Annotated in this window: 10 protein-coding genes; 5 read left to right on the top strand and 5 right to left on the bottom strand. The window is 52.6% G+C overall.

Annotated elements, in window-relative coordinates; all coding sequences use genetic code 11:
• The first annotated feature begins 41 nt into the window (after window positions 1–41).
• Window positions 42–1,157 (top strand): phosphotransferase enzyme family protein, encoded by a 1,116-nt coding sequence (locus tag KOR42_RS13675; RefSeq protein WP_197441171.1) that lies wholly within the window; start codon window positions 42–44, stop codon window positions 1,155–1,157.
• Between the two features lie 7 nt (window positions 1,158–1,164).
• Here KOR42_RS13675 and KOR42_RS13670 read toward each other — a convergent pair whose 3' ends face one another.
• From KOR42_RS13670 to KOR42_RS13660, 3 genes are all read right to left on the bottom strand, one after another.
• On the bottom strand, window positions 1,165–1,839 hold the full coding sequence (locus KOR42_RS13670) for an RluA family pseudouridine synthase (RefSeq protein ID WP_146510398.1): 675 nt from the start codon (window positions 1,837–1,839) through the stop codon (window positions 1,165–1,167).
• A 70-nt stretch (window positions 1,840–1,909) separates the two neighbouring features.
• On the bottom strand, window positions 1,910–2,434 hold the full coding sequence (locus KOR42_RS13665; protein WP_146510397.1) for an adenine phosphoribosyltransferase: 525 nt from the start codon (window positions 2,432–2,434) through the stop codon (window positions 1,910–1,912).
• Window positions 2,400–4,211, bottom strand: coding sequence for a serine/threonine protein kinase (locus KOR42_RS13660; protein ID WP_146510396.1), 1,812 nt, complete (start codon window positions 4,209–4,211; stop codon window positions 2,400–2,402). Before KOR42_RS13660 ends, KOR42_RS13665 begins: the two co-directional genes overlap by 35 nt.
• 375 nt (window positions 4,212–4,586) lie before the next feature.
• Here KOR42_RS13660 and KOR42_RS13655 point away from each other — a divergent pair, with 375 nt between their 5' ends.
• Entirely contained in the window at window positions 4,587–4,982 is a 396-nt protein-coding gene (locus KOR42_RS13655; RefSeq protein ID WP_146510395.1) for a sirohydrochlorin chelatase, read from the top strand.
• A 469-nt stretch (window positions 4,983–5,451) separates the two neighbouring features.
• On the opposite strand, the gene KOR42_RS13650 is transcribed toward KOR42_RS13655, so the two are convergent.
• Window positions 5,452–6,177, bottom strand: coding sequence for a hypothetical protein (locus KOR42_RS13650; RefSeq protein WP_146510394.1), 726 nt, complete (start codon window positions 6,175–6,177; stop codon window positions 5,452–5,454).
• Between the two features lie 127 nt (window positions 6,178–6,304).
• Window positions 6,305–7,231 carry a sugar phosphate isomerase/epimerase family protein gene (locus KOR42_RS13645; protein WP_197441170.1) on the bottom strand — a complete coding sequence of 309 codons (927 nt, stop codon included), beginning with the start codon at window positions 7,229–7,231 and terminating at the stop codon, window positions 6,305–6,307.
• 252 nt (window positions 7,232–7,483) lie between these two features.
• Here KOR42_RS13645 and KOR42_RS13640 point away from each other — a divergent pair, with 252 nt between their 5' ends.
• The 3 genes from KOR42_RS13640 to KOR42_RS13630 all read left to right on the top strand — a co-directional run bounded on the left by KOR42_RS13640 (window position 7,484) and on the right by KOR42_RS13630 (window position 11,017).
• Window positions 7,484–8,692, top strand: a complete 1,209-nt coding sequence (locus KOR42_RS13640; RefSeq protein ID WP_146510392.1) for a 2,3-bisphosphoglycerate-independent phosphoglycerate mutase — start codon at window positions 7,484–7,486, stop codon at window positions 8,690–8,692.
• Window positions 8,693–8,847: 155 nt separating this feature from the next.
• On the top strand, window positions 8,848–9,567 hold the full coding sequence (locus KOR42_RS13635) for a hypothetical protein (protein WP_146510391.1): 720 nt from the start codon (window positions 8,848–8,850) through the stop codon (window positions 9,565–9,567).
• Between the two features lie 475 nt (window positions 9,568–10,042).
• On the top strand, window positions 10,043–11,017 hold the full coding sequence (locus tag KOR42_RS13630) for an FHA domain-containing protein (protein WP_146510390.1): 975 nt from the start codon (window positions 10,043–10,045) through the stop codon (window positions 11,015–11,017).
• Window positions 11,018–11,274 lie beyond the last annotated feature (257 nt).

Raw genomic sequence — 11,274 nt, 5'->3', positions numbered from 1 at the left:
GCTCTTCGCAATCTGATCGTTTTCCAGAGGATGCTTTGAGTTTGTCTTCGCAGCTTCGCATGCGCAGACGGGGCGAAGATGATGTCAAACTGCCCAAACGACTTCCCCGCGAAGAGTATTCTGTTCTGATCCGCATCCTGAATGACTTCCTCACTCTCGGGGAGAGTATTGAGGAGATTCAACCGGTCGCGAAAGGATTCAGCGGAGCCACGATCGCGAGAGTGACCACCAACCTCGCAGACTATGCACTCCGCGGATGGCCGAAGGAGTCACTTTCTGCAGAGAGAATCCGAGAACTTCATGCTTATCTCGATCATCTCCACAAGCACGAACTTCCCGTCGCTGTCCCTGTCCGATCAACGTCGGGAGAAACACTGGTTCACGAGGAAGGGCGGTTCTGGCAGTGCGAACCCTGGTTGCCTGGCGCCCCTGTAACTCGCGACGACTTCTCTCTCTCGAGCTTCCAATCGATCATGAAGACGCTCGCCAGCATTCATCTGACGAGCGAATGCTTTCGCAGCCGCACTTCCGGGAAGCGATGGTTTTCAACAGCACGCGACGTCGTACCTGCGGTCATTGAACGGGCTCAACTCATACAATCTTGGCAGAGAACTTCAACAAAAGATCAGATCTCCAAGTGCAGGATGCTCCCCAACGAGCCGCGAGAAGTCTGCCTTGAAGTTCTGTCACGTTTTGGTGAATCATCGTCGGAAGTTCTGCACGAATTGCATTCACTTTCGGCCCTGCCGCTTGCCATCTTCCCATGTTGGCGAGACCTGCACGGTGAGCATGTCCTTCTTGAAAATCATCAAGTGACTGGTCTCATCGACGCCAGTGCCACCCGCACTGATCATCCCGCAACCGATCTATCGCGACTCTTCGGAAGCCTGTGGGGCGATGACTTTCACCGCTGGGAAACCGCTCTGGCACATTATCGGGAACAACGTCAACTGTCTGAAAATGATCTGAGCGTTCTCATTAGCCTCGATCGCAGCTCCGTCCTGTTGAGCGGTCTCACCTGGGTCGATCGGTGGTGTCGCGGTGAAGTGGCAGAATCCCGAGAAACTGAGGTCCTTGAGAGAATGCACACAATTGCGGCCCGTATGAAGGGACTGAATGCCCCGGAAAACCGGGAACGCTACTCAAGCTGGTCTTGAATCCGAATCAGAACCCCAGTGAATTCCAACTGCGAGGAATCGGGGCTTCGATGATCACATCGTCGTACCGAACGGGATGCTTCAGCTTCATGCGAAATGCGTGAAGAGCGATCGCATTGGGATCATTCATCGACGAGTTGGCGCCGTATTTCGTATCGGCGTAAACCGGGCAACCGATGTTCGCAAATTGGACGCGAATCTGATGCATACGGCCGGTTTCGAGATCAACTTCGACGAGGGCTCGTTTCTTTGAGGTCTCCAACACTCGATACCGCAATCTCGCGATCTTTGCTCCGGGGGAATCGGCATCGCGAATGACAACTCTCGACTCATTCGGAATGCGATAGATCCAGTTCTCGAGGCGACCGGAACTCTTCTCCGGAATGGATTCGAGAATCGCGAGATAGGTCTTCTCGACCGTGCGTTTCGCAAACTGCTCCGACAAACGGGCGGCACATTTAGAATTGCGTGAGAAGACCGTGACACCTGAGACAGGACGATCAAGGCGATGAGGAATTCCCAGATAGACGTTGCCCGGCTTGTTGTACTTCTTCTTCAAGTAGTCGCGGACCATATCGGGAAGGCTGACCACTCCCTCAGGCGCACCTTGAGCGATCAGACCGCTCGGCTTATTCACGCCGAGCAGCGGTCCATCTTCACAGATCACTTCCAGTTCAGGCATTCCACTTTCAAAAGGACGTTCCCACTTCAGACTGCTCGTCCGAATTCGCGAGGATCGCTTCGAGGCTGTTCTAATCTTCGCCGTCGTAAGTCAGCAGCGAGAAACACTCGTGCGGTGCGAGGATTTCGCGGCCATTCAGAAATGACAACTCGATAGCGAAGGCACATCCCACGACTTCGGCCCCAGCTTGTTCAATGAGCTTTACGCACGCGTTCATTGTTCCGCCAGTGGCGAGCAAATCGTCGACGAGCAAAACCTGCTCACCTTCCTGAAATGCGTCGGTATGAATTTCGAGCGTATCGACACCGTACTCGAGTTCGTAATGAAACGCCTGTGTGTCGAAAGGAAGTTTGCCCGGTTTACGAACGGGAACAAACGACGCGTTCAACTCGAGAGCAAGCGGAGCAGCGAAGATAAAACCTCGAGCTTCAGCAGCTGCGATCGCATCGATTTTCCTTCCTCGGTATTGATCCGCAATCTGCTTGATTGCTTCGCGGAAACTGTCTGGGCATGCCAGGAGCGGAGTAATATCTCGAAACATAATCCCTGGCTTTGGGAAGTCAGGGATGTTGCGGATCTTCTTTCTGAGGTCCATCTGCGTCTCTTTTTGAGTCGATTTCGGAAGATTTCGCATCCGCCGGACGTCTCACTGCATCATTCAGGTCCACACCAGTGGCCAGCAGATAAGACGCTTCCGCACGCTGGACAAGCGGCTGCACGTCAGGATGCTGATCGTACAGACTCTTGACGCTCAGCCAAATCTCCAGAGCCTGATCGACCTCACCTTTCTCAAAAAGAGTGTTCGCCCGTGTGAGCGCTTTCTCAACAAATTCAAACTGTTGTTGATGGGCTTCCGATTCCATCTCGATAATCATCTGATCCAAAACGCCAGCCAGCTCCGTATGTTCCGGATCTCCGGCGATCAAGGAGCGCAGAGAGACCAACATCTCCCGGGAATGTCCGAGTTGGCCTCGATTCCTCATTTCAAGCGCCTGACGAACGATCGCTTCCGGTTCAGATTCGGGGAGCTCGTCTCTTCCGAGGTCACGTCCGAGGAGTTTCTTCTTGAATTGGTAGACTTCGATCTGTTTCAGATAGCTGTCGACTTCTGGCTGCCATCGCTCGGGATCTGCCTCAAGCAATGGTTGGAAGAAATCTCTTCCAGCAACTTCCCAGGCTGGCCCGGCAGGTCGGGACATCAGTTCGACTCCGCGACCGAATCGGTCTTCGTCACTCAGCCTCTGGCTTTGAGTCCACGCATACCCGCCGATCAGCATCATCGCGAGTAAGGAGAGCAAGACCCACGGGTTGTCCAGAAACCGCTTGACGATCGAACCTTGCTGCTCCGATTCGAAGTGCGCTCGAAAAAGATCTCGGACGAGCGTCCCACCGATCGCTTCCTGTTGGGGATGACTGACCTGCGATGGATCAGCGACGGTCTCTTCTGTCACCGAATTCTGAAACTGCGAGAGTTGTTCATCGCGAAAGTCGACCTTCTTCGGCACTTCCTGAAGCCTCAGACTCAGAACGTAGGCATCGGGATAGCGATCTTCCGGCTTCTTCGCGAGACACTTGCAAACGATCTCATCCAGCCAGACCGGGACTTCGGGGACGACTCTTCGAACACTGTCAAACTGGGAATATCGATGCTTCTGGAGAATGTCGAGAACGGTCTTCCCCTGAAACGGAGGCCGACCGGTCAACATGACATATAGCACTGCCCCCAACGAATAAATGTCGCTCGCTTTCGTGGCTCGCTTTCCTTGAGCCTGTTCCGGAGACATGTACTCCGCGGTCCCCAAGACCCCGCCTGTGACCGTCAATCGACCGCTCGCAAAGACTTGTGCGACACCAAAATCCGTCAGCTTCACCTGCCCGTCATCATCGATCAACAGGTTCGACGGTTTGAGATCCCGGTGAATGATCCCGGCGTTGTGAGCGGCCTTCAATGCCGTGCAGATTTGAACGCCGATTTCCACAACTTGCCGCCAGGGAATTCGGCCATGACGCTCCAGAAGTTCTGTAACAGTCTCACCGTCCACGAACTCCATCGCGTAATAGTACGTTCCGTCAGTTTCTCCGCTTTCGTACAATTCGACGATTGATGAGCTGTTGAGCTTCCGCATCGCGGTGATTTCGCGATCGAACCGTGCAACGAATCCTGCTTCATGCGCCATCGAAGCGGGCAGAACTTTGACCGCTGCGAGTTCCTGTGTCGTCTTGTGACGTCCCAGGTAAACCGTCCCCATTCCGCCCGATCCGAGCTTCTTCTCGATGAAGTACGGCCCGATGACTGTTGGCAGATCCGATTGGTCAAGAGCATCGCTCGAGTTCGAACCTGATCCGGAAATTCCTGATGCGGTAGTGTCCACTGTTCTCGGGAACTCCTTGATCTATCAACGACTTGCAACAAAGTTCTGATCAACGCTCAACGCAACTCCGTCCGCCACTCGTCGAATTGTCTTACGAAACAGACATCAAATCAAAGACAATTTTTGGGCAAGACTTCGGTCAGTTCGAATGTTCCAGGTACTCGCTTTGAACGAAAGTGCTACAAACGAGGGTGAACTGTTCGCACCAATTCGAAGGCAATGTTTTCGAGCAAGTTGCCCTTTCCTGTGTACTCGTTTGAACTTCTTCATCAGGTTCAAGGCTGAGTTTGCTCGTGCGAGTGAGTGAACACCCAATCAGAAGATGTTTTAATCGTTGCTCTGTTTTCTGCTGACTATTGAGTTTATGGAGAAAAGATGACTTCAGCAATTCTTCTCGTCGCTCACGGGAGTCGACGTCCCGAGGCAAATGCCGACCTCTACAAGTTGGCGGAACTCTTCAAAACCGAAAAACCGGAGTCTCATGTTGAGATTGGATTTCTCGAACTCACCGAGCCAACGATTCCTCAAGGACTGTCAAAGTGCGCTGAGCACGGCGCGACTTCTATCGCAATTTTGCCATATTTTTTGTCTCAAGGCACCCACGTTGCTGAAGATCTCATCAGATTTCGAGATCAATTTCAGGAACAGTTTCCGCAAGTTGAATGCTACGTCTGCCCGCCAATCGGCCTGCATTCCAAACTGGTTGAACTCATGTTGCACCGACTCGATGAAGGAACTCGGTCACATCAACAACAGCAGAAAACGTCATGAACCGTTCGGTCACAACGAAGCGACAAAACACAGCGATGCCGGACAGCAAGACATCGCGAAACAGTCCATCACACAACGAACGCTTTCCGTTCTCTGCGTCGAAGGAAACGGGCACGATACGCCCCATTCACCTTGCTTGCACAGAACGGATTTCGATTGCGGATTCCCGATCGCGGATCACCGAATACTTCACTCGCTGTACTTTGTGAAGTACCAGACCGCCACGACGACCGAAATCGCCAACGCTGCAAAGTCGGTGGGCGTTGCGTACTCCCATCGATTCAAAAGTGCTTGGAGAATGTTCATAGGAAACCAGAAATGAGTAGGGAAATGAGCCCAGTCTCAAAATCTACGACGAAATCTGATCTCTGTGCGTAAAAACACCAACACATCCGACCGATTCCGGAAGGGCAACCGGGACATCTGTCTCAACCGGAACCTGCAACGCCATCTCTTACAAAAGTTGCAATTATTGACTGGAAATCGCACGAACACGCAAAGACTTAACGCGTATCGGTTTCGTCCCGTATTGGGTCTCGTAGACCCCGAAAATGACTTCTCCGGGCTTGTAATTCTCTAACGGAAAGTCCACGACCTCAAACCGTCCGATTTCCAGAACGACGTGCTTGTCCTTCACCGTCAGGCGAAAAGGCTCCTCACGTTTCCAGTCGAAATCATCCAGTTCGGTCGTTTTCCCCTCGATTGCCTTCGCGCCTCGAAACTCACTGACGAACCACGGGCTGCCACTCACTTTCATGTTGACATTGCTCACGCCATATCCGTGTCCCTGATCCCACCCCATGAGGAAGAACCATCCCCCGTAGCCAGCGTGTTCCATAATCCCTTCGAGCTCAAACTCGTCCGCCCAGCAGACTCTCAAAGCTGCATCATGCCCATCCAGGCGTTGAACATATCCGTCGACAAGTCCGAACTTTCCATCCGTCGAAAAGTTTCCCAGAACAAATGGATGACCGGGCTGCGGGCCGGTGAGATCGAACTCTTCAAGCGTTGAAAGCTTGGAGAGTTTCGGCAGTGGCCGAGTCCCCTTCATTCGGGCTGACTTCAGATGCAGGACCGTCCATTCTTCCTCCGCGACAACTCCAGAATAGTCGTCCGGTTGAGCGAAACCGATTCGACCAATGAAGAGACAAACGGCAAACCCAAACACCAGCAAAACAACTTGTCTGCAACCCATGGCAGTTCTGCCCTCAGTCGAGCACGTGAGACAACCGTTCCCTGAAACCTCACTCGTGCATTGGATGAGTGATCGAGTCGAATTATGCCTGTTGAACTCCGATTCAATCAGAGGCAATCACTGAGCGCTACGAAATCAGCGTTCTCAATTCGTCCAGATACTTCGGAATCTCTTCACGGGGATTCCGTTCTTCGTACTCAAGAACAACATAGCCCCGGTATCCGTGATCTTTCAGAATACCGACGACGCGCCCCAGATCCGTGGGCTCTTTTCCCGATCCGTTCGGTGAAATCGCGACTTTAATTTGAGCATTCACAGCATAAGGAGCAATCTTCGCGAGATCGCCGTAAGGGTCCTCCGTGCGGAAATTCCCGCTGTCAAAGTTCACCCCAAAGAAGGGCGACGGTTGAACCTGTTTGACAATTTTCAGAAGTTGCTCGGGAGTTGCAGTGATCCCCCCATGATTCTCGAGTGCCAGCACCACACCTTTTTCCGCAGCGTAATGGACACATTCGTTGATGCCATCGACACATCTTTCGAGCGCTGACGACTCGTCGCCTCCAGAAGGAACTTTCCCAGCGAAGATTCGAATCACGGGCGCTCCCATGAACGCTGCGTAATCGATCCACTGTTTGGTCATCGCAATCTGAGCGTCCCGTTCCGGACCGGGCTTGAGACAGAAGTCATTTCCGATCGCAGTCCCGGAGATGTCCAACCCGAGACGAAACGTCTTTTCCTTGATCTCTGCCAGATATGCGTCTGTCACTTCGGCAGGGAAGTAATAGCTCGTCAATTCCGTTCCGTCGAGATTTTGACTCGCACAGAAATCGATGAAATCGATCAGCGTCATCGATGCGTTGGATTCACGAACCGACGGCCAGTTGCGAGGCAGTTCTCGATTGAACGAATACGCCGCCAGCGACAGCTTCATATAGGGTTGTCCGGTTCGGACGACTGGATTCGCCGCTTCCAACGGAAGCCCCAGATTGAGTGCGAGCCCTCCCATCGCAGCGGTTGTGAGAAACTCTCGACGCGACCATTCAAGTTGTGCCATCTCAGTCATTCCCGGTCAGATGTCTCGTATCGCAAGCATGATTCTTTTGTCTTTCAATCTCCAAGTTAGTCAAATAGGCGTCAACTTGACCAGTGACCACATCGTGATGAACACGTCGAGATCGCAAAAGGATTTCCATCCTGCTGACCCCGATACTGTCACCTGTGATGATGAGTTGCTAAATTCCTGTTTTCAGTGATTCACCTCGGATGGCTCGTCCGTACCCATAACTACTCGTTTGGAATTGTTAATATGTCTGACGTTCACGATCTCACCCGTGCACTCCAAAAGAAGAACGAATCAAAAATCGTTCTCCTCGTCGCTGACGGACTTGGTGGACTTCCCCAAAAGCCAGGGGACCTGACGGAACTCGAAACGGCAAAGACACCCAATCTGGACGCTCTCGCACAGCGGGGAACGAGCGGGCTCAGCACACCTGTTCTTCCCGGAATCACTTCAGGAAGTGGCCCCGGTCACCTCGGCCTGTTCGGGTACGATCCTCTTCAGTACCAGATTGGTCGTGGAGTTCTCGAAGCTCTCGGAATTGACTTCGAACTCGGTCCTGACGATGTCGCCATTCGAGGAAACTTCTGCACACTCGACGAACATGGCAACATCACCGATCGCCGGGCTGGCCGCATCGGAAACGACATCGCAGCTCCTCTTTGCGAGAAACTCAATAAAATCAAAATTCCGGGAATCGAAGTCTTCGTCCAGCATGTCAAGGAATACCGACTGGTCGTCGTCTTTCGTGGTCCCGGATTAGGTGGCGATGTTCACGACACCGATCCTCAAAAAACCGGAGTCCCTCCGCTCGTCCCCGAAGCCAAAGCACCGGGATCAGAAAAAACGATCGAAGTCGCTCACCAGTTCCTGCAACAAGCGCGTGACATCCTCAAAAACGACAGCCCAGCCAACTTCCTGACACTTCGAGGAATAGCCAAACGGCCACCGATTCCAACTTTCGAAGAAGTCTACGGAACCCGTGCTGGAGCGATTGCGGTCTATCCGATGTATCGCGGACTGGCCCGACTCGTCGGGATGGACGTCCTCGATGCGGGTCAAACACTGAGCGATCAATGCGACCGCCTCAAGGCAGCCTGGGACGACTACGACTTCTTCTTCATGCACTTCAAATACACCGATTCCACCGGCGAAGACGGCAACTTTGAAGCGAAAGTGCAACGGACAGAAGAACTGGATGCAGCCATTCCCCGGATCATGGAACAAGACCCGACTGTTCTCATCGTCACCGGAGATCACTGCACGCCCAGCAAGATGAAGTCGCACAGCTGGCACCCGGTTCCAACCTTGATCACCGCAGAAAACTGCCGATTTGATGGACGACCGGGATTCAGCGAGAAAGACTGCCTGCTCGGTGGGCTCGGACAGTTCGAAGCCAAACACTTGATGCTCATGGCACTCGCTCACGCTGGTCGACTTGAAAAATTCGGCGCGTAACCCGGCTAATAAATCGTCGTGTCACGTCGAATTGAGAGAGTTCGAAGAAGTCGAAAAGATTTGCTGATCCAAACCAGTTGAATTCCGTTCACCTTCGAGGCGGCCTGTCGTTGAAGTGGTTCACAGGCCGCACATGCATGTCAATGGGAAGAGCTATGACCGAAACTCCTGCACCTGAAGCCAAAGCACCTAAAGCTCCTGTCGAGCTCCCGGATAAGGGAGTCATTCTGATCTCCTATCCCAAGATCGTTTTCATGTGGCCCTCGTGGATCCTGTCAATCATCTGCGGCATCTACATGGTGTTCACAAAGGATTTGACGGGCGCCGGTGCCATCAACATTGGGTGGGCGTTCCTGATTGTGCTGTCGTTGAACCTGGTTGTGCTCTCTTTTGACTTTCCACGAGCGACTTCATTCCTCGTTTTCGCGGTCCTCACCGCCTTCGTGCTGGGAGCAATGCTGCTTGTCTCGAAGATGCCGAATCTGATCCCGGCGGTCACGAATGTCATTCATTCGATCAAACCAGTCGCCAACGCACCGTTTTACTTCATCTTTGCGTCTGTGCTGACAGTGATTTATATCGCGGTGGCCATTTTGTCCCGGTTCGACTACTGGGAAGTTCGACCGAACGAACTTCTCCATCATCATGGCGTTCTGAGTGACCTCGAACGGTTCTCAGCACCGCACCTGCGAATCGAAAAAGAGATCAACGACATCTTTGAGTACATCCTTCTCGGGTCCGGTCGCCTGATTCTGCACCCCAGCCAGGAACGCCGACCTGTCGTGTTGGACAACGTCTTCTTCATCAGTTCCAAAGAAAAACGAATTACCAAACTCCTGAGCGCACTTCAGGTCCGCGTCCGCGACGACAGGTAGTTTTTCGGAGTCGATTATTCTCGACGCTGCAACGATTCAGAAACGTCGAACTCAACACTGGGCTGACATCTTCAGTCCAGTGTTTTTTTGTGCGCAGCGACATCAAAAGAAAGCTGAAACGCTCAGCCATCAAAGCATCCTTCGAGACATTCCGCTTGCATGGGCTCCGCTTCGAATGACCTGAGTACTGTCGTTACAGTCCTCGGAATGATTAAGAATTCGACAAATCAATGTGAATTGATGTTTGACTCACCTCTCAGAGAATGCTAGTTTTTGCAATTCTTGGGTATTCTCAAGCAAATCCCTTCAGCCTATCTCATTTCGTTTAGAACCATCGACATCACATTTCGAGTGTTCTAACGAATTAATTCGATCCAAAATGGCATTCGTGTTCTTGGCACTTCAGGGTGTGATTGAATATGATTTCAATGGGCCGATCACGAATAAAACACTTCCACGTGAGGTTCACTGAATTATGGCGCATGCGGAATTACGAGTAATTTCCGGTAAGCACTCTGGAAGTTCGATCCCTCTTCCATCTGGAAAATTTCTTGTCGGGCGTGAAGAAGACTGCCATCTCCGCCCCAACAGTGATCTAGTGAGCCGGCATCACTGCGTGTTCACTCTCGACGATTACGGGCTTCGTCTTCGCGATTTGGGAAGCACCAACGGATCGTTCGTCAACGGGGAAAAGATCCGAGGATCAGTCGTCCTTAACGCGGGCGATCAAGTTTCAATCGGTAAACTGGAATTTCAAGTCGTCATTGGTGACGCATTGCCAGACGACACGCAAACAAATCTCGCCAGCAAGATGAACACCGAGATCATCAATCCAGAACCCGCTGATCAGCCAGCCGAAAGCGCCTCGGACGATGACAGCGAACTGCTGAATGAACTTCTCGGGGAAGCTAGTCCGGAAGACGCAGCTTCAAACACAATCGTCTCCGACGCCGCTGCTCCATCATCTGACACGATGATCAACATTCCGACCCAGCCTCCCGCAGGGTTTGAAGGACAGATGCCTCCGCAAACCGGAGACACTCAGTACTTCGTTCCAGGCACAATGCCGCAAATACCACCGATGGGATACCCGCAGCAGATGGGATATCCTCAGCAGATGATGCCTTACGGGTATCCGGGTTATCCTCAAATGGGTTACCCGCAGCAACCGGTTGCCTACCCACCGGGATATCCACAGCAGTTTCCGCCGCAGGCCCCTCCTCAGGAGGCAGCCCCGGAAGCGGCTCCAGAAGAGCCAGCATCTGTCGAAGAACCGGCTGTCCGCTTGCCTGATCCCTCACAAACAGGTGTGAAAGCCCCCGAACCGCCAAAGCCTGATGCTGAGAAAAAAGAGAAGACTGCCGACGCGAAAGCCAAAGAAGAAGCTCCTTCTGCAGCGGCCGATGCCATTCAGCAGTACCTTCAGAGACGGCCTAAAGGGAATAGCTAAAGCACTTGCCGCTCAACTTGCTCCGACTCTTGCTCGAAGCACTTCCGCGGAGTTACTCCAGCGACCGACAACATCATCGTTGCGCGTATCACAGTGGCGCGTTCGTGCCACAGTGTGAAGTTCGCTGGGAAGGCCACATAAAGAACGCTGCAGGACCACTTCGGCATTCCAAGAACAGCTTTGGCACAAGACAGATTCAATCATTCCTGCTTAGAGACGACTGCTCTGCATTTGCTACTCTCGTTGAAGAAAGTGAG

It is taken from the genome of Thalassoglobus neptunius (assembly GCF_007859735.1).
GTDB classification, from domain to species: domain Bacteria; phylum Planctomycetota; class Planctomycetia; order Planctomycetales; family Planctomycetaceae; genus Thalassoglobus; species Thalassoglobus neptunius.
Note: the sequence above shows the minus strand (reverse complement) of the source record. Positions and strands in the feature narration are given on the sequence as shown.

Excerpts from the sequence above, each read along its gene's own strand:
- KOR42_RS13670 (WP_146510398.1), bottom strand. The coding sequence starts at position 1,839 with ATGCCTGAACTGGAAGTGATCTGTGAAGATGGACCGCTGCTCGGCGTG.
- KOR42_RS13640 (WP_146510392.1), top strand. The coding sequence starts at position 7,484 with ATGTCTGACGTTCACGATCTCACCCGTGCACTCCAAAAGAAGAACGAA.
- KOR42_RS13650 (WP_146510394.1), bottom strand. The coding sequence starts at position 6,177 with ATGGGTTGCAGACAAGTTGTTTTGCTGGTGTTTGGGTTTGCCGTTTGT.
- KOR42_RS13630 (WP_146510390.1), top strand. The coding sequence starts at position 10,043 with ATGGCGCATGCGGAATTACGAGTAATTTCCGGTAAGCACTCTGGAAGT.
- KOR42_RS13645 (WP_197441170.1), bottom strand. The coding sequence starts at position 7,231 with ATGGCACAACTTGAATGGTCGCGTCGAGAGTTTCTCACAACCGCTGCG.
- KOR42_RS13665 (WP_146510397.1), bottom strand. The coding sequence starts at position 2,434 with ATGGACCTCAGAAAGAAGATCCGCAACATCCCTGACTTCCCAAAGCCA.
- KOR42_RS13635 (WP_146510391.1), top strand. The coding sequence starts at position 8,848 with ATGACCGAAACTCCTGCACCTGAAGCCAAAGCACCTAAAGCTCCTGTC.
- KOR42_RS13655 (WP_146510395.1), top strand. The coding sequence starts at position 4,587 with ATGACTTCAGCAATTCTTCTCGTCGCTCACGGGAGTCGACGTCCCGAG.